This window comes from Turicibacter sp. H121, from assembly GCF_001543345.1.
In the GTDB taxonomy this organism is placed as follows: Bacteria; Bacillota_I; Bacilli_A; order MOL361; family Turicibacteraceae; genus Turicibacter; species Turicibacter bilis.
The window spans coordinates 1,659,219-1,677,967 of sequence record NZ_CP013476.1 but is presented as its reverse complement, the minus strand read 5'-3'; the positions used below and the strand labels follow the sequence as shown (position 1 = coordinate 1,677,967).

The 18,749-nt window shown below is 33.0% G+C and carries 19 protein-coding genes; 3 read left to right on the top strand and 16 right to left on the bottom strand.

Annotated elements, in window-relative coordinates; all coding sequences use genetic code 11:
• Positions 1–40: 40 nt before the first annotated feature.
• The 3 genes from AT726_RS08060 to AT726_RS08050 form a co-directional block, all read right to left on the bottom strand.
• Positions 41–1,231 carry an IS701 family transposase gene (locus AT726_RS08060; protein WP_055244437.1) on the bottom strand — a complete coding sequence of 397 codons (1,191 nt, stop codon included), beginning with the start codon at positions 1,229–1,231 and terminating at the stop codon, positions 41–43.
• Between the two features lie 100 nt (positions 1,232–1,331).
• Positions 1,332–2,591 carry an MATE family efflux transporter gene (locus tag AT726_RS08055; protein WP_082704890.1) on the bottom strand — a complete coding sequence of 420 codons (1,260 nt, stop codon included), beginning with the start codon at positions 2,589–2,591 and terminating at the stop codon, positions 1,332–1,334.
• Between the two features lie 2 nt (positions 2,592–2,593).
• Positions 2,594–3,052, bottom strand: coding sequence for a MarR family winged helix-turn-helix transcriptional regulator (locus AT726_RS08050; RefSeq protein ID WP_068759364.1), 459 nt, complete (start codon positions 3,050–3,052; stop codon positions 2,594–2,596).
• Between the two features lie 135 nt (positions 3,053–3,187).
• Between AT726_RS08050 and AT726_RS08045 the strand changes: the two genes are divergently transcribed.
• Positions 3,188–3,943, top strand: a complete 756-nt coding sequence (locus AT726_RS08045) for a threonine/serine ThrE exporter family protein (protein WP_068759363.1) — start codon at positions 3,188–3,190, stop codon at positions 3,941–3,943.
• Between the two features lie 10 nt (positions 3,944–3,953).
• Positions 3,954–4,409: a threonine/serine exporter family protein gene (locus tag AT726_RS08040; RefSeq protein WP_055277194.1), complete on the top strand. Its 456-nt coding sequence runs from the start codon at positions 3,954–3,956 to the stop codon at positions 4,407–4,409.
• A gap of 18 nt (positions 4,410–4,427) precedes the next feature.
• On the opposite strand, the gene AT726_RS08035 is transcribed toward AT726_RS08040, so the two are convergent.
• The 6 genes from AT726_RS08035 to AT726_RS08010 form a co-directional block, all read right to left on the bottom strand.
• Positions 4,428–5,018 (bottom strand): HD domain-containing protein, encoded by a 591-nt coding sequence (locus AT726_RS08035; protein ID WP_068759362.1) that lies wholly within the window; start codon positions 5,016–5,018, stop codon positions 4,428–4,430.
• Positions 5,019–5,145: 127 nt separating this feature from the next.
• Positions 5,146–6,561, bottom strand: a complete 1,416-nt coding sequence (locus AT726_RS08030) for a sensor histidine kinase (RefSeq protein WP_068759361.1) — start codon at positions 6,559–6,561, stop codon at positions 5,146–5,148.
• Between the two features lie 2 nt (positions 6,562–6,563).
• The gene (locus AT726_RS08025) at positions 6,564–7,262 is read right to left on the bottom strand and encodes a response regulator transcription factor (protein ID WP_055305437.1); all 699 of its coding nucleotides are present in this window, start codon (positions 7,260–7,262) and stop codon (positions 6,564–6,566) included.
• Between the two features lie 15 nt (positions 7,263–7,277).
• A complete protein-coding gene (locus tag AT726_RS08020; RefSeq protein ID WP_068759360.1) occupies positions 7,278–8,051 on the bottom strand; it encodes an ABC transporter permease in 774 nt (257 codons plus the stop codon).
• Positions 8,052–8,063: 12 nt separating this feature from the next.
• Positions 8,064–8,888, bottom strand: a complete 825-nt coding sequence (locus AT726_RS08015) for an ABC transporter permease (RefSeq protein WP_068759359.1) — start codon at positions 8,886–8,888, stop codon at positions 8,064–8,066.
• A gap of 13 nt (positions 8,889–8,901) precedes the next feature.
• The gene (locus tag AT726_RS08010) at positions 8,902–9,633 is read right to left on the bottom strand and encodes an ABC transporter ATP-binding protein (protein WP_055305440.1); all 732 of its coding nucleotides are present in this window, start codon (positions 9,631–9,633) and stop codon (positions 8,902–8,904) included.
• A gap of 214 nt (positions 9,634–9,847) precedes the next feature.
• Between AT726_RS08010 and AT726_RS13605 the strand changes: the two genes are divergently transcribed.
• Positions 9,848–10,198, top strand: coding sequence for a DUF5658 family protein (locus AT726_RS13605; protein ID WP_068759358.1), 351 nt, complete (start codon positions 9,848–9,850; stop codon positions 10,196–10,198).
• Positions 10,199–10,242: 44 nt separating this feature from the next.
• On the opposite strand, the gene AT726_RS08000 is transcribed toward AT726_RS13605, so the two are convergent.
• From AT726_RS08000 to AT726_RS07970, 7 genes are all read right to left on the bottom strand, one after another.
• On the bottom strand, positions 10,243–10,446 hold the full coding sequence (locus AT726_RS08000) for a heavy-metal-associated domain-containing protein (protein WP_068759357.1): 204 nt from the start codon (positions 10,444–10,446) through the stop codon (positions 10,243–10,245).
• 20 nt (positions 10,447–10,466) lie between these two features.
• Positions 10,467–12,899 carry a heavy metal translocating P-type ATPase gene (locus AT726_RS07995; protein WP_068759356.1) on the bottom strand — a complete coding sequence of 811 codons (2,433 nt, stop codon included), beginning with the start codon at positions 12,897–12,899 and terminating at the stop codon, positions 10,467–10,469.
• A gap of 16 nt (positions 12,900–12,915) precedes the next feature.
• A complete protein-coding gene (locus tag AT726_RS07990) occupies positions 12,916–13,182 on the bottom strand; it encodes a metal-sensing transcriptional repressor (protein WP_055241864.1) in 267 nt (88 codons plus the stop codon).
• Positions 13,183–13,306: 124 nt separating this feature from the next.
• The gene (locus AT726_RS07985; RefSeq protein WP_237297034.1) at positions 13,307–14,131 is read right to left on the bottom strand and encodes a ZIP family metal transporter; all 825 of its coding nucleotides are present in this window, start codon (positions 14,129–14,131) and stop codon (positions 13,307–13,309) included.
• Between the two features lie 151 nt (positions 14,132–14,282).
• The gene (locus AT726_RS07980) at positions 14,283–16,511 is read right to left on the bottom strand and encodes a bifunctional diguanylate cyclase/phosphodiesterase (RefSeq protein WP_068759355.1); all 2,229 of its coding nucleotides are present in this window, start codon (positions 16,509–16,511) and stop codon (positions 14,283–14,285) included.
• 58 nt (positions 16,512–16,569) lie between these two features.
• Positions 16,570–17,856, bottom strand: coding sequence for an MATE family efflux transporter (locus tag AT726_RS07975; RefSeq protein WP_068759354.1), 1,287 nt, complete (start codon positions 17,854–17,856; stop codon positions 16,570–16,572).
• Positions 17,857–17,930: 74 nt separating this feature from the next.
• Positions 17,931–18,722 carry a hypothetical protein gene (locus AT726_RS07970; RefSeq protein ID WP_055305447.1) on the bottom strand — a complete coding sequence of 264 codons (792 nt, stop codon included), beginning with the start codon at positions 18,720–18,722 and terminating at the stop codon, positions 17,931–17,933.
• Between the last annotated feature and the right edge of the window lie 27 nt (positions 18,723–18,749).

The window sequence follows — 18,749 nt, the reverse complement described above, 5'->3', positions numbered from 1 at the left end:
TTTAAAGAAAAATTTTCCATCATATGAAAATACACTGATCCTACGCAATTTTCAACTCTTCAAAAATGGTTTTTAATGCCACTCCATTTTGGGCTTTACGATAAATTATTTTTACTAATTCTTGCTTTTGTTTTCGTTGACATTGGCGTAAACTTTCACCCAGACAACTGTTGTTCGGAGTCATGCGCTTTAAATAAAGGTAAACGAATTGAATCATTAACATCAATCGTTTAATTCCTTTCAAGGCTCGAATCTGATACTGTCCCATTCCAAAATTTTGCTTCACTTCTCGGAAAAAGATTTCAATGGGCCAACGTTTAGTATAGTGTTTAAGCAGTTGCTTGGCAGACATTTTTAGATCATGACTCACAAAACAACGTAAAGCTTTTTCTTCCAAAGGAGCCGTGTGAGGCCAACTTAAAATGATTTGAACGACATGTCCCCCTCTTATCCTTCCTTGATATAGATAAGTATAATAACGCTCAGATCCGACAGTCACTAAGTCGAGATCTTTGAGGGATAAGGTGTTCGCAAATTGTTTCAGTTGAATCCCTTTCGGACGATAGCCTTTAGGCAGAATGATTCGATTCGTTTTGATACCTCCTAAGTAATAAAAGCCTAATTGATTAGCGATTTGGAATAAGGCTTCACACGAATACCAACTATCAGCTAGGATGTATCCTTTATGAGGTGGTTTAGGTAAAGTGGTGAGAATCTCTTTAACGAGTTCAATTTTACTCTGTTTATCTTTCTCATACGGAATGATTTGATACGGTAAGATGACATCATCACATTGAAGCATCACAGTAACAAATTGATGACCATAAACGGATTGATGATGAAGATGAGAGTAGTGCCAATCACATCCTTGAATAGGATAAGTCGCCTGTGACGAAGGCTTCGTTTTAACACATGTTGTATCATCTACTAATACGTAAATAGGTTTTCCTGTTTGATGTGAACGATTGTAAAGGCAAGAGAGAAGATAGGCTTGAATTTGATTAGAAATCGCCCCATCATCCCAGGGACTATCATTTAAAAATCGTCCAAAAGTTGTCCGATGACAATGCTTAACGGCAGAGATTTTCCCCTGATAATTTTCCTGAATCATCACGTTTAGAAACTGGTTAAGATGATTAAACTGAGGTTTAGATAAAAATAAATCTAAGTCAAGCTGTTTTAGAAATTTGAAAATTGAATTTGAATCTGATATAATACTGTCCATGAACATTAACTCAATTCCCCCTTGTTAATTGGTTGTGCGAGACTTAATTATACAAGGATTTGAGTTAATGTTTTTTCTTTTTGCATTGGTATTTTATAACTGGAAATTAATTGGAAGCAGTTTTGCACATTAATAGTAATATAATAATAAATGGAACTAAAGCAATCACTTGTCTTACAAGCGTTAAAATAATAGAAGGTTTAGCCTTTCCAATCGCTTGGAAAAAGGTGATGCATAAGAGCACAAATCCCACAATCGGAATCAAACTAAAGTTCACTCTCAAGGCTGTTACCCCTAAAGACATTAAATCTTCATTTTGTCCACCACCAAATAAATAAACAAGTTGAGAGGGGAACAGTTGAACGAGTACCCAAATAATCGTTGTAATAAGAATGGAAATTAAGCACCCTGTTTTCATCATATATTTGACACGATGATATAATTTAGCTCCGTAACAATATCCTAGAATCGGTTGCATTCCTTGACTTAGTCCACTCGCCGGCATTAGAACAAAAGTCATGATACTTGAGATAATCGCATAAACAGAAATGGCTAAATCTCCACCATACTTTCCAAGATACACATTATAAATTAAACTGATGAATCCAAAGGCAAACTGTGCAATGAATAAAGCAACCCCTAATTTCGTAATTTCTTGAATGATTGACGGATCTAATTTAAAATCATTTCTTTTCGGCTTTAAAATCGTCTTTCTTCCAAAGATGACCCATAATCCAATTAAAGTCGAGATAACTTGTCCAATGACTGTTGCTAATGCAGCACCTTGAACACCCCATCCAAAACCAATAACGAAAATCGCATCTAGAATAATATTAACAATCGCGCCACTTCCAGTAATCAATAAGGCTAAAAAAACTTTTCCTGAAACACGAGTAAAATCATTCAATACAAATGTTAATCCTTGAAAAACAGACCCAAAGACAACAATGTCATAGTATTGTTTAGCCATTGGGTACACAACATCACTTGCACCAAGTAGTCGTAAAAATTTTTGACCTATTAAAAGTAATAAAACAGTCACAACTAATTCTAAGATTAACACATAGCTAAAGGCATTTCCAAATGCTCGATTTGCCCCTTCCATATCTTTTTCTCCAAGTTTTAAAGCAAACAATGTTCCACCACCGGCACTTGCTAAAAGTCCAATTCCAATCATAATAAAAGTTATCGGAAAACAAACTGATAAGGCGGCTAAACCTAAATCTCCAACATAATTTCCAACAAACATTCGATCGACAATGTTATAAATCGCACTAATCAATAATGCAATAATAGCTGGTGTAGAATAAGTCATAATAAGAGGAAATGCTTTACTTTCCTCCATCGGATTATTCATTACCTTCATTTTTATTCCTCCCCAAATTTAATTGAAGCTTGCTTCATTTCTTTTGATATTTCCTTCATGGTTTCAATCGTTAATTGACAACGTTCAGCTCCAACCTTCTCAATCAATTGATCTAAGTGCTGATGATAATTCATCACATAATGTGTTAATGTCGCCTTCCCTCTTTCCGTTAAGTCAACTTGAACAATACGTTTGTCTTTTAGAGATGGACATTTAGTTACCATGTTCATTTTCTGAAGCTCATTCACCAATTTCGTAATATTAGGTGAACTAATCTTTAATCGCTTACTTATATCAGTTACTTTGACTTCCTCTTGAGTGACTTTTAACTTTTCAATCATTTGTAAAACTTGCAAATGACTTTTTCGAAGAGTTCCTGGTAACGTTGGTAAATACTCAACAATTTTTTTAGCTTCGAAAAACATATCAACTAAATCACTGATTAACTGTTCATTTCTCATCAAGTTTCTCCTTTTTTACTTAATCTAAATATATATGTAACATATATATTTAGATTAAGTACTAGATTTGTCAATTTCAAAGATTTTTGTCATTATTTCGTTTGCTTGTGTTATACTTTCCGTGAGGTGTTAAATATGGATTTTAATAAATTATTAAATGTAAGTACTCAATTAGGAAAAATGCTTCTTGAAAATGGAGCTGAAATATATCGCGTCGAAGAATCGATTCAACGGATGGGACTAGTTTACGGTGCTAAAGAGGTCGATGTCTACGCTGTCCCAACGACCATCATTATCACGATTACAACGCCAGAAAATATTAATATTACAAAGACAAAAAGGATTCATGATCGCTCAACTAACTTAGATAAAGTTGAACGATTAAACAATTTATGTCGACAAATTTGTCAAACAACACCAGAGTTGAAATTAGTTAGAGAAGAATTAGAAGTCATTGCAAATCGTCCTATTTATAGCTTCAGAGTTCAATTATTAGCCTATGCCATCACGTGCTCAACTTTTACCCTCTTTTTCGGTGGAACACTTCTGGACGCTTGTTGTGCACTTTTAATTGGACCACTCATCAAGATTGTTTCATCTCATCTGAGTCGATTCCGAACAAATCCATTTTTCATTACCATCTTGTGTAGTTTAATGTGCGCCTTTTTAACAACATTTGCTTGTGATCTTGGAATAGGACAACAAGTGGATAAGATTATTATCGGTCTTGTCATGACATTAGTTCCAGGAGTAGCGATTACTAATTCAGTTCGTGACGTCATTGCGGGTGATTTTATTGCTGGACAAACAAAAATGACAGAAGCGTTACTAACAGCTACCTCTATTGCACTCGGAACTGGGATCGCTTTATCTTTAGCATCATACTTCTAGGAGGAATTCGATGAAAATCTTGCTATCTTGTTTATATTCATTCGTAGCTACGATTGGTTTTTGTGTCATCTTTAATATTCGTGGAAAAATGGTCTTCTTTGCCTCATTTGGTGCAGCTTTAGGGTGGCTTGCGTTTGAGCTATCAGCATTTTTTGGAACTGATTTAAGTCAATATTTCATCGCAACCGTTGTAATTGCTCTTTATGCTGAAATTATGGCTCGTCTGCATAAAGTACCTGTCACAGTTTACTTAATTGCTGCTTTAATTCCTCTCGTTCCAGGTAGCGGAATTTATTATACAATGGAACACTTTATTGACGGAAACATCGATGCCTTTTTATCCACATTTGTTCATACAATTGCCATTGCAGGATGTTTAGCCTTCGGTATTCTACTCGTTTCATCCCTCGTTCGTCTAACAAATCGAATCAAATTAGATAAAAACAAAAGAAAAGTCGCTCGTTAATTTAACGGCGACTTTTTTCTATTTAATATAACCTTTAGCTACACACTCTTCAACAATATGATGAATTAAATCTTTAAAGGCTTGTGGTCCTTTTTCAAGCGTAATTTGATTTCTTTTATAAACTTGCTCCACAGAAATTTCATGCTGTGCCCAAGTTCCACCCTCATTCACATAATTCATAATTAATGGCTGTAGTCGATCAAGCATAGCTGCATATTCAGCTTCAGGTGTTTCACATGCTTCAAACTCTTCCCATAAAATACGCAACTCTTGACCTTGATCAGTTTCTAATAAACCAAAAATTTTATCTGCTGATGCTTGTTCACGTGCTTCTTTATCCTGCATTCCCTCTTCATCGAAGCAAAAGGTATCACCTGCGTAAATTTCAACTAAATCGTGAATTAACACCATCTTTATCACTTTTAAAAGGTCAACATTTTCATCCACATACTCTACAAATAAAAATGCCATGATTGCTAAGCTCCATGAATGTTCTGCGTCATTTTCACGACGAGATCCGTCTGCAATCGAAGTCATACGTAAAATATTTTTAACCTTATCAATCTCCAAAAAGAAATCTAACTGCTTCTTAAAACGGTCGGTCATCATATAAATCCTCCTTTTATTTTAATTATTATAACACAATAATTACTGAAGCTATTGAGAGAATTTACAATCTGTTATTTGCTTTATTGATAAGAACTAAAGCTAAAACAATTGATTCCAATTAAATAATTCAAATAGGTAACGTAATTATAACCCGTGCTCCACCTGTTAGCGTATTAGTTAATTTCATCGATCCATCATGTAAATCAATAATGCGTTTACTAATATATAGTCCTAATCCACTACCTCCATCTTTAGTTCGTGCTCTATTTCCTCGGTAAAACTTGTTGATCCCATATTTTAAATCATAATCAGAGAACCCCTCTCCTTCATCAATTACTTCAACATACAAATTATAATCATCTGAATCAAGATGAATTGTAATAGTAGATGAATGTGGAGCATATCTAAAAGCATTCATCACAAGATTATCAAGGACACGTGCTATTTGATTTCGATCTATTTCTACTTGTAAACAAGGATTAATATCTTTTAAATTGAGCGTTAAATTTATATTCCGCTGTTTAGCTAATCCTTCATATAAGCTTACTTGACTTAAGAAAAAGTCTTTCACTAGGACACCTTCTTTTGTCAATTTAAAGTCAACTTGTTCAACTTGAGATAATAGATTTAAATCTTCCACTAACAGTATCGCCCGAGATGTAGCTCCTTCTAACACATTTAAATATTTAACACATCGATCTTCATAACGATAAGCTCCGTCTTGAAGCATTTCAACATGACCTTTTATGACCGTTAATGGACTTCTTAAATCATGAGCTAAAGAACTAATTAACTCCTTTTGTTGTTGCTCAATCTTCCATTGTTCATTTAATGACTCTTTTAATGTTTGGCGCATTTGTTCAAATGAAACAATAACATCTTGGAATTCATTTCGATAGTCATAAGAAAGCTCAAACTCTAAATTATTATTGTTAATGTTTTTAGCGGCCCATGTAAGCTTTCGTATAGGAACTAAAATATTGATTCTAAGTTTACGACCAAATAACCACATATAAAAGCCTAAGAACAAAAATGGAAGAGATAAGAAACATAAAGAAAAGAAACTATAAATCAATGAGTTATTTTGGATTGAAATCATTCGGATTGGATACGTGATGATGATGCATCCACCTAGCTCGTCCGTACTTGTTAACAATGGAATATAGTGCTTCGTATTATTATAAAAATCAATGTCACGAGTATTTATTTTTAAAAGTAATTGTTGTTTTGTCCATTCCTTAACTTCACTATTTCCATAACTTTCATTCTTTTCAAAATTAATAACCTGATATGTCACATCTTCAAAGTCGAGCAATTGATTTAACTCTTCTTCTCCATGTCCATTTAACAATTCACTCGAATGATGATTTACATAATCAATCCATTTAGGAAGTTGCTGATCATAATAGTTCGCTGGGTAAAGAAAATGAAGTGCAATAACAAAAATAATAAACCAACCAGCAATAGTACTAATAAATGTACAGCTAATAATGGCAAGAAAGCTTAAATTAATTTGTTTTGATAACGAATATTTTTTAAACAATATTAAAACTTCCCTTCTTGATCCTCACTCCACTTATAGCCAATTCCCCATACCGTTTTTAAATAATTAAAGTGTTGGTCTACTTTTAAAAATTTAGCTCTTATTTTTTTAACGTGTTCCGCAATCGTTTGTGAATCCCCTTCTGCCTCTAATCCCCAAATTTTCTCATAAATTTTTTCTTTTGAAAAAACTTGGTTTCGATTAAGTGCTAATAATTCGATAATTTCATATTCTCGCTTTGTAAATGAAATCAACTCTTCCTTATATAAAATTTCTTTACTTTTTAAATTAATTTTAATATCTTGAAACATTAAATAGCTTGGTTCAACTTCTGAACGACGATTCACTTGACGAAGATGAGCAGTAATTCTTGCTTTTAATTCTCTTAAACTAAATGGCTTCTTAATGTAGTCATCTCCTCCTATCGCTAACCCTTCAATCAAATCTGATTCTAAAACTTTAGCCGTTAAAAATAAAATAGGACATGTCACAGAGTCTCGAATAGCTTTGCATAACTCAAACCCATTCTGTCCAGGCATCATGACATCTAAAATGATTAAATCAGGATGCTGTTTTAATTGCTTGATAGCTTCGCTACTATTTTGAGCTCGATAAACAAGATAGCCCTCATCACTTAAAGCATCATATAACATCTGTAAAATTTCTAAATCATCATCAACGACTAATAGCTTTTGACTCATTGTTCTCCCTCTTTCCTAAGATAAATAATCGTTTCGTTTAAACATGACATATGAACTTCCCATGCCTAGTCCTAAAATAACTATTAAACTTAGTATAACATGACCTCCTGCTTCTATGCCTAATAACAAATCAAAAATTGAACGTGTCGAAGTTGCTAAAAATTCAAATGGTACTATTGAAAACCCTATTCCATACAATAAGAAAATAGATGCTACATAACTTAATAACGGACTTGATAACAATAAACTAATGCTACTAATCACACTAATTATTGCAAGCAACATAAAATATTCGACTAAATAAAACTTGAAATTAAAAAAGATAGCTTCAGACATCGTATACGAAACCTCTGGGTTAAAAAAGGAAGTAGCCGGAGTCTGTGGCAATAATACACCTCCTAAAATCATCGCTAAGATCCATAGTATGAACATTAAGATTCCCATGATGATGGCTAAACTAATGATCTTTGCACTATAAAACTGTGTTCTTGAGTAAGGGCGAATCATGACCATTCGATATTCACCACTTGTACGCTCGCGATTAAATGATTCAACGACTAACAATGGACAAAGGACTAACACGAGATAAAAATGATAATCTCTTAGAACAAAGGGGGCAAAATTTAATGCATCTAATTTTGCTGTTTGGTTAGGATCATAAAATCCAATCCCAAAGGAACTATTAAAAAAGGCTAAAAATAAAAAGGCTAAAACACTTAAAATTAAAATAATAATTGTTCGTCGCCTCATAACTAAACGCGACAATTCACTTTGTATTAATATTTTCAAACTATCACCTCATTAAATAAATTGATCTTGCTTTCCTGTTAAGTAATAACTTAATCCTAAAAAAACACTTAAATAAACACTTAAAACGATGACACTCTCACGTAACATCTCTTGATGTCCGGTAATCATTGAGTAAATTCCTTTTAATTGCATCATAGGTAGTGACCACAAACTAAATAGACTGGCGTCTAAACTGAATAGATAAGGTTGTATCACTTGAAGAATTAAATAAAACCCAAAGCCACCTAAAATAAATAACATTCCAAACACGGTCGTTGTCACAACAGAACAAACCATTATCGCTAGCAAGGAGATTCCCAATGTAAAAACCGATAAAATCAGTAAAACCGCTATATAATATTTAACCGTTAATAATAAACATTGAGTTGGATTTAATGCTTCATGACTTAAAAAACTAATGATCTGATTTTCTTTAGGAAACATGATAAAACCAATAATATAAGAACAAATCAGATAAGCTACAATGAAAAGAAATAAGCTAAGTAGGAGAATCAAAAGCTTAACCAAATATACTTGTCTCGTACTATATCCTCTAATTAAAATCATCCGAATTTCACTATTTTCATACTCAGAAGCAATACTCATTCCCGTCATAATAACAGGAATTGCAAATAGATAAAACGTAAAAATCTTATGTAACGGCATATATAAAGCAAATGTATGAAAGGTTGCGACTTTTTCAACTGAGACTATTTCATTTGCCTTTACTGCTTGTGACACCATGAGTGCTACCATTAAAGGGATGGATAAATATAAGCCCCATAATGACTTCTTTTTAAAATAGCGCATGGCTTCATTTTTTATGAGTAATTTCATCTTTCGTCCCTCCTCATTGAATGAGCTGAATAAATACTTCCTCTAGTGAGGCACCTTCTTGACCTAAGTTTAAAAAATCCTCTTTTGTTCCTTTCCAAGCAATCTCACCCTTTTTAATAATGACGAGTCGATTACAAATTTTCTGAAGTTCATCTAGAAGGTGACTTGAAATAAAGAAAGTAATGTTATGTTCCTGATTTAATTTCAAAATTAACTCTCTTAACTGAACTATTCCGATTGGATCCAATCCATTAGCCGGTTCATCTAAAATAATAACTGTTGGATCATTTAGTAACGCCTGTGCAATACCTAAACGTTGCTTCATTCCAAGAGAATACGTTGAAATCTTATCTTTTTTTCGTTCACTTAACCCTACAATCTCAAGTACTTCAGATACTTTTTGCTGACGCTTTACTTTAGATTGATTGGGAATCAATAATGCTAAATTCATTAAAGCTTCTTCTCCACTCATATGAGAAAAGAAAATAGGGGACTCTACAATGGCACCTAAATGCTTTAGTGCTTCTTTTCGATTTTTTATCACATCGTATCCATTTAAACAAATCTCTCCTGATGTTGGTTTCACAAGCGACGTCAGCATTCGAATGATCGTTGTTTTCCCAGCTCCATTTGGTCCGATAAATCCACAAATATCTCCTTTAGATACTTGAAAATTAACATCCTTAATAATCTCACGTCGTCTAATCTTTTTACTTAAGTCTTGAACAACTAACACTTCATTCATTAATAATCACTCCTTTAACTTCTTAACTGAGCGGATCTTATAATAAAATTTTAAAGATTTTATAAAGAAACTTTCACATAAAAAAGATGAATTTATTCAAAGGTAAATCATATATACACTTACTTCAAATTATTATAAATAACTTATCTCCCAGAATAATATACTGATTTATAACCCAAAACAAAGAAAATAGTAAAAAAATAGATGATTAATCATGTTTAACTTTATTCGGCGATACCAACTCCCAAATTTAAAAATTAAACTCCTACTGCTGTATCTTCTGAATATTAGTGATATTAGCTTAACAATTATCCTGGTCAATACCGGCCTTATTATTGAAGCCAATCCATTAATGGCAAATATTATTACGAATTCTATGGCCACATTTTTTATTAAGATTTTTTTACCTGCGGTCCTATTTGTATATCTTTATATTCGTTTAAAAACAGCAACAGTAAAAATGATTAAACTTACTAACTACTGTCTTATTGGCTTAATTGGATTTTATCTCATTATTAATGTTCTTCATTTAGTTTGGTTTCTGATGTTACCTTTCTTTGTATAAAAAAGAAAGCTATCTCATTCGAGATAGCTCATCAGTTTCTTCTATTAGTCAATTCCAAGTACTGTATACCCAGCTTCATCAATGGCTTGTCTGATTAATTCATCAGTTGCACCTGTCTCAACTAAAACAGATTGAGTTCCTAAATCAACTTGGATATCTGTTGTATTTTCTAATGCTTCTAAAACCTCTTTAACATGTGCGACACAATGCCCACAACTCATACCTTCTAATTGAATTTTCTTTTTCATTTGAATACCTCCTTTTAAGTTTATGCTTTAAATCGGCGTAATCGTAAAGCATTTAATAAAACAGAAACTGAGCTTAAGCTCATGGCAGCTGCTGCGATCATTGGGTTTAATAATGGGCCACCAAATAAGTGTAATAATCCCATCGCAACTGGAATTCCTAGTACATTATAAGCAAATGCCCAGAATAAATTCTCTTTAATATTACGAATGGTTGCTTTACTTAACTTAATAGCTGTTGAGACATCCATTAAATCACTCTTCATTAAAACAATATCAGCTGATTCAATCGCAACATCTGTTCCACTACCAATGGCGATTCCAATATCAGCTTGTGCTAAGGCTGGCGCATCGTTAATTCCATCTCCAACCATTCCGACTTTCACACCAGTTTCTTGTAACTTTTTCACTTCATTTGCTTTATCAGCGGGTAAAACTTCTGCTAAAACTAAATCTATTCCAACTTGACGTGCAATAGCATCTGCTGTTTTTTGATTATCACCAGTAATCATAGCAACTTTAATTCCCATTTGATGTAGCGTTTCAATTGCTTTTTTACTGCTCTCTTTTACTGTATCTGCCACTGCAATAACTCCTGCTAACTGACCATCGATTGCCATATACATTGGTGTTTTCCCATCATAAGCAAGCTGATCTGACGTTTCACTTAATGAGGATACATCAATAGTCTTTTCAATCATTAACTTTTTATTACCAAGTAACATCTGTTTACCTTGGATACTCACTTCAATCCCATGTCCAGGGATTGCATTGAATGATTCTAATTCACATAGTTGATATCCACGATCAATAGCTGCACGTACAATTGCTTCTCCAAGTGGATGTTCAGAACCCTTTTCAGCACTCGCCGCATAAATTAATAACTGTTCTTCTGAAAGATTTGTGGTCACGATATCCGTTACCTTCGGTTTCCCTTCTGTGATTGTGCCTGTTTTATCCAAAATGAGTTTTGATAATTTATGAGTTGTTTCTAACGCTTCTCCACCTTTAATTAAAACACCATATTCAGCACCTTTTCCTGTTCCAACCATAATGGCTGTAGGAGTTGCTAATCCTAACGCACATGGACAAGCGATGACTAATACCGAAATAAAAATCGATAAGGCAAAGACACCTGTTTCACCAGCTAATAACCATGCAACGGATGAAAGAATTGCTAATCCAATAACAATCGGTACAAAGTAAGCTGAAATAATATCAGCCATTTTTGCAATCGGTGCTTTTGAACCTTGAGCATCTTCTACTAACTTGACGATTTGTGATAAAGCTGTATCACGTCCCACTTTAGTCGCCTTGTATTTAATAAATCCAGTTTTATTAATACTTGCTCCAATAACTACGCTACCAACTGTTTTCTCAACTGGAATGCTTTCTCCCGTTAACATTGATTCATCAATCGCTGTACTTCCTTCAATAACTTCACCATCAACCGGTAACTTTTCACCTGGTTTCACTAAAACAAGATCCCCAACCACCACTTCTTCAATTGGAACTTCTAACTCACGACCATTTCGCTCAATCGTGGCTGTTTTTGGTGCTAATCCCATTAAAGCTTTAATGGCTTGTGAAGTTTTACCTTTTGAGACTGCCTCTAAGTATTTTCCTAGTGTGATTAAGGTAAGAATAACAGCAGCTGATTCAAAGTATAAATGCATCGCATAGCTTGCATCACCTTGTGTAATCTTATAAATTCCAAACACACTGTAGAAAAAAGCAGTTAGTGTTCCAATCGCAATTAATGAATCCATATTTGGACTTAGTTGAATTAAATTTTTAATTCCAACTTGATAAAACTTATAGCCTGCCATAACAACTGGTAAAGTTAAAATCAATTGCACTATCCCAAAGTTAAATGGATTCATCATCGGGTCAATCAAATGAGGAAGTGGCATTCCGACCATATGTCCCATCGAAATAATTAAAAGTGGTACAGCAAAAATTAATGAAATGATAAAGCGTATTAGTAACTTTGAAGCTTCATCACGCTTTTTCTCTTCTCCTTTAATCGCATCTTCTTCTGAAACTAATTGAAAGCCGGCCTTTTCAACTGCTACTTTCACTTGCCCATAACTCGCTACATCTGCATCTAACTTAATGGTTAATTTTTCAGTCGCAAAATTAACAACAGCTAATTGAACACCCTCAATTTTTTGTGTCACTCTCTCCACTCGATTAGCACAAGCTGAACAAGTCATTCCTTCAACTTTGAAGGTATAATCTTTTATATTTTTCTTCACTTTAAAACCTGCTTTTTCAATAGCCGCCTCTACTTGTCCTAACTCAATCGCTGATTCATCATATTCAAGGGCTAACGTTTCTGCGGCAAAGTTCACTGCGCCTTTTTCGACTCCATCAAGCTTATTAACGATACGCTCAATGCGATTCGCACAAGCTGAACAGCTCATTCCTTCGATTTTCATCGATGCTTTCTTCATTCTAAAACCTACCTTTCTATTTACTCATTGCTTTTTCTAAAATTGCCATAATCTCATCAATCTTCTCTTCACTTCCACCATTTAAACAAGCCTGTGTGACGCAATGATTTAAATGCTGCTTTAAAATTAATAAATTCGCACGTTTTAAAAGGGCTTGTGAAGCCACAATTTGATTTGAAATATCCATACAATATCGTTCATCTTCTATCATTTTTATAATTCCTTCAATTTGACCTCTTGCTGTTTTTAATGATTGTAATGCTTTTTTTCGTTCTTCATTCATATAGTCATACCTCCTCCTCCCCCCCGCGGGGGGTGTATAAGGATATTATAGTCGTAATTTTAGTGTTGTCAATTATCCTCTTTTTACAAATTCAAAAAAAACTTGATTTATTCAATCAAGTTTTCTAACCTAAAGCAATATCTAAAATCATCATAATAAGAAATCCTATCATAACCCCTAATGTTCCTGAATCCGAGTGTTCTCCTAATTGAGCTTCTGGAATTAATTCCTCAACTACAACATAAATCATTGCACCTGCGGCAAAAGCTAAGAACCATGGCATAATACTAATAATTGATCCAACTAAAATAGCACCTAATACCCCCGCAATCGGTTCTACAATTCCTGATAAGGCACCAAAGGCAAAAGCTTTTTGACTACTAACTCCTTGTTTACGCAATGGCAAAGAAATAGCAGCCCCCTCAGGTAAGTTCTGTAAGCCAATTCCAATCGCCAAAACAAGTGCCGCACTTAAACTAAGTGAGCTTCCTTCTCTAGCGGCTAAAGCAAATGATAGACCAACAGCTAACCCCTCTGGAATATTATGTAAGGTCACAGCTAAAAATAATAGAGTCGATTTCTTTAATTGAGTCGAGGGACCTTCTGTTAATCCACTCATTAGATGCAAATGAGGTAACATTTTATCTAATATATATAAAAATAACCCACCTAAAATAAAACCACCCGCTGCAGGAATCCATCCAATCTTTCCCTGTTCTTCAGCCATTTCAATCGCAGGAATCAAAAGTGACCATACTGAAGCAGCAATCATCACCCCAGCAGCAAAACCTAAACAAATTCGTTGATAAAACGGACTAATTCCATTTCTAAAAAAGAAAACAAAAGCTGAACCTATTACTGTAGCTAAGAATGTAATCATTGTCCCTATAAAAGCTAATAAGATAGGATTCATTTTCTTATCTCCCTCCTCTTCAACTACAGTTCGCATATACTAGCTACTTATTTTTATCATAGCAGATGATTATTAGATCCACAACCGCAACAGGAATAAAATGGTAACTATTACTTTAAAAAATCCTTAGAAAAGTAAGCAGCATTAACTTACCTCTCTAAGGATTAGTAATTATAAACGTTGATTCTTAAAGAAAATCATCTCGTTGGATTTTATCTTCAAATTCTGATCTTGGCATTGGCTTAGCATAAACATATCCTTGAATGAGGTCACAACGCATTTCTTTGAGAATCTTAACTTGTTCTTGAACTTCTACTCCCTCACAGACAACAGCAACACCAATTCGCTTAGCTAAATCAATGATTCCATGAACCAATTCCTTACTTTTAAAGTTCGTCTCAATATCACATAAAAATGATCGATCAATTTTTAAAATATCAATATCAACCTGCTTTAGGTTACTAAACGTTGAACTTCCAGTTCCAAAGTCATCCATTGATACTTTCATACCAAGTTCATGAATAGCTTTAATTTTTTCATTAATTAATTCTACATCATTTAATGCAGTTGTTTCTGTAATTTCAACTTCAATTAAACATGGATCGATTTGATAACGAGAAATGACTGATTTTAAAAATAAAATTAAATCCGACTGATATAACTCGACACGAGATAAATTAATTGAAATAGGAATACTCTCAATACCTTTTTGCTTTTGTTCAGCTAACATCGAGCACACTTCATTAAACACCCATCTTCCAACAGTAATAATATCTCCCGATTTTTCAGCAATAGGAATAAACAATGCTGGACTAATAAATCCCCGATCTGGATGGAACCAACGAACTAGTGCTTCAGCACCTACGATTTCCTCTGTACAAGGATTTACTTTAGGTTGATAAAATACTTGGAAATGTTTAGAAATTAATGAAGGTTTTATCTCTTGCTCAATTAATTTTAAATCCATTTTATTTTTAAATAATTTATCATCAAATAAGTAGTAACGCTTAGATAAATTTTTCTTAGCATGTAAACGTGCCATATCTGCATGGTCAATTGCACGCTGGATATTTAATTCACTATTATCAAAATAATACATCCCTATACTTGCATTCAATGGATTCTCTATAATCTGTTGACTTGCTAAATTAACAATACTTTGAATTGTAGCTGGAATTAATTTCTCTTCATATTTAATTCTTGTATCAAGCATTAAAATAAAAACATCATTAGATAATCGTCCAAAAATAGTTGATGGATGAAATTCCGCCTTTAACCGAAAAGCAATTTCTTTTAAAAGTTGATCCCCTTTACTATAGCCATAAATTTCATTGATTAATTTAAAAGATTCTAAATCAAACACCACTAATGAATAATACGTTTGGTTTGAACGCTTTAGCACAGATTCAACTTTCTTCATAAACCCATTGTTATTTAATAATCCTGTCACTGAATCATAAAATGCTAACCGTTTAATATACTCTAAGTTATCTTTCTTGATCTTTATAACATAATAATAAATACATACAAATAATATATTAATTAAAATGACGACACACCACGTCAGTTGTTTCATATGCTGAATCTTAGTAGCCAATACTTCTGAATTAGCGGTCGTTAAAATATACCAGTCACTTACATTATCAATTTTCTGATAATTAATATAACTATTGTTTCCATAATTATCTTCCCACTCAATACTTTGACTATGATTAGTCGACAGAATATACTGTGAATTACTAGGAGCAGATAAGTTAATATAATAGTCATTAAAGGAATTTACAACAAAATTATTATCATAATTATTAGAAAGAATAACTTCACCGTTATCACCCACAACATAAACATCCGTACTTGATCCATACATTTGACTTAAAATAATCTTATTTAATTCTTCAACTGTATTTCTGCCACATAAAACTCCAATGACTTGATTATCTTTTTGAATAGGGACGGCATAGACAATGATTCGCTTACTGTCAAATTGACTAGTAATTGGGTTTGAAATATTACTTCTTCCACTCATTGCAAGTCGGAAAAAGCTTAGATCACCGTAATTTCTCTCTATTCCATCCGTTGATCTAACAGTTCCATCAGCCTTAGCTAAATATAAAGCATTAAATATTTCTGAACTTAAATCTTGATTTAAAATATCAAACTCAAATGTTGAATCATCTCCAACTTTTTCAACTACAACACCTGCTAAAAACTCTAGCTCTTTTATCTTCGAAGTTAAATGTTCGTCAATTGCCTTTGCCATATGACTTGAAACTTCAAGGCTTTCTTTTCGATAATCACTAACTAGCATCTCTTCAAAATATCGCTCAATGGTTGCTCCTATTAAGCTAATTATCGTCATTACAAGAATAACAACAATGATAAAATTTTTCTTTACTGATTTATAACTCTGACCCACTTCTTATCATCCACCTAGCTACCAAAATCAAAAACCTTCATACCTGGTTCCTATTTTACTATAAACATGGTGGAATTTGGAGATATTTGTCTAGATTTATTTTAAGTTTTAGTTTCATGATCCTTGATAATATAAAATAAATCATAGCAAGGATCACGTAAACAATCCATAAAGATTTATACAATTGAGCAAACAAATAGATAAGTAGATATCCTATACTATAAATAAGTAATGTAGTTTTTAAAATCCACTTCTGTTCTCCTAAAGTCTGAAGTGTATATTGATAAATTGTTAACATATTATTAAAAATAAAAAGAATAATAACCATTGGAAAGTACTTACAAAAATACTCTAATAATAATTTTTGATTAGTAATTAAATTAATAATAAAATTCTGATTTAAAACAAGAAAAACTGAAATTAAAGCATATAATCGAATGGACCTAGTAATCGCTTGCTGATGAATTGGAACAATGCATTTTGGATTCTCACTGACAATCGTCAAGGTTGCCTGTGCATAAGCATACATTGGCATCCATGAAATCTGTAATAAATTATTAATTAGTTGATAAACCGAGACCTCAAGAAGCCCAATACGTGAGATTAACGCTCCTAATACTACAATTAAAATGGTATTTTCTAAAAATTCTTGAACCATCATTGGAAAGGCATATTGAAGATTTTCTTTAATTAAAGAAAATCTAAATAATGGTACCTCCCATCTGATTTCACATTTCAATAAAACAAGGTATATAATAAGATTTAAAATGAGTGCTAAAACAGATCCAACTGCATTTCCAATCATCCCCAAACCTAAACCATAAACAAAGAGCAAATCAAGAATAACATTACTGATTGTGGCGACTGTATTCCCAATTAAAATATATTTAGTTCGATTTATTATTTTTAAATAGCTTGAACAAGTGAATAATAACAGATTTAATCCAATAGCACTACTGAATATATACGCATAGTTCAATGATTCTTCTAGCACTTGCGCATTTAATTGATAAATCTGTTGAAAGATAAACTTTCCACCAAAGGTTATAAATCCAAAACCTAGTAGTCCTATTAATAAACTTAATATGACCTGAGTTTCAAGATATTTTCGAAACAATGATTGATTCTGATAAACTCGTGCTCCTAAAATATTGAAGCTAATTGAAGTTGCACCTAATACCCCTGTCACACTATTAATAAATCCAGCTACAATTCCAACTGCAGCAAAACTTGTTATTGATAAATGGCCCATAACAGCTTGATCACAAAGACTAATAACTAGTGATACAACATTACTTAAGATTAATGGTAAAGCTAATTGATTTAATTGATCTTTCTTAAACATATAAGTCCCCTTCTTTTCAATTTTCTAGAAAAGAAGGGTTAATTCATCCAGCAAATTCATTTTAATCCGCCTCCTTAATGATCTTTACTGTACTCCAGAAAACTTCGACTCATTTCAATGACTAAACTAACAACAGAGATAACGATTAACACTCGACTCGATACATACCAATCGATTGTCCAGTTTGAATGACTAAAAGAAAATAACGTTGTAAAGAATCGTTCATTAAATAGCGTTTGATTTAACATCATCATACAAAATAAGAAACAGGCTGACACTTTATACACTAATTGAAATATAAGCAGTTTGAATGACCATCGTCCTAACATTAACTTACACCAATAATAAAGTAGACCAAATCCATAAATAATAAAAATTAACGGGTGATAGCCCCTTAAAACAGAGACATTGAATAATGGCTCCATTATTTGTAGCTGTCCATTCAAAACATGATAACTCGCAATCCATTGAGGTTGAAAACAGATGAGCCAAATCAAAAAGACAATTCCAATCATGTTAAAAAGACAATCACTTTTAGAAATATATCCATGATTTTTATCCCTTTTTAGGACGAGATTTTCTAATGAATCAATATCAATTCCATCAATCGGAAACGAGCAGATCTTCAGCAAAAAGAAAACAACAGTTACCCAAATAAATGAGATGATAAGCGCATGAATTAAAGTTATTAATATATGAATACATAGACCTATGATTTGAGAGAAAATCCCTTCCAATCCAAACTCAAAATGAGCTAATTGAACAAAAAAAGTAATCGTCATCAGTACAGTCGGTACTATCGTTAATACAAGCTTCAAAATCACTTTATACAAACGATACAACTGCTCTCCTAAGAACCCCTTCATTTAAAGTATCCCCCTTCATCGTATGAT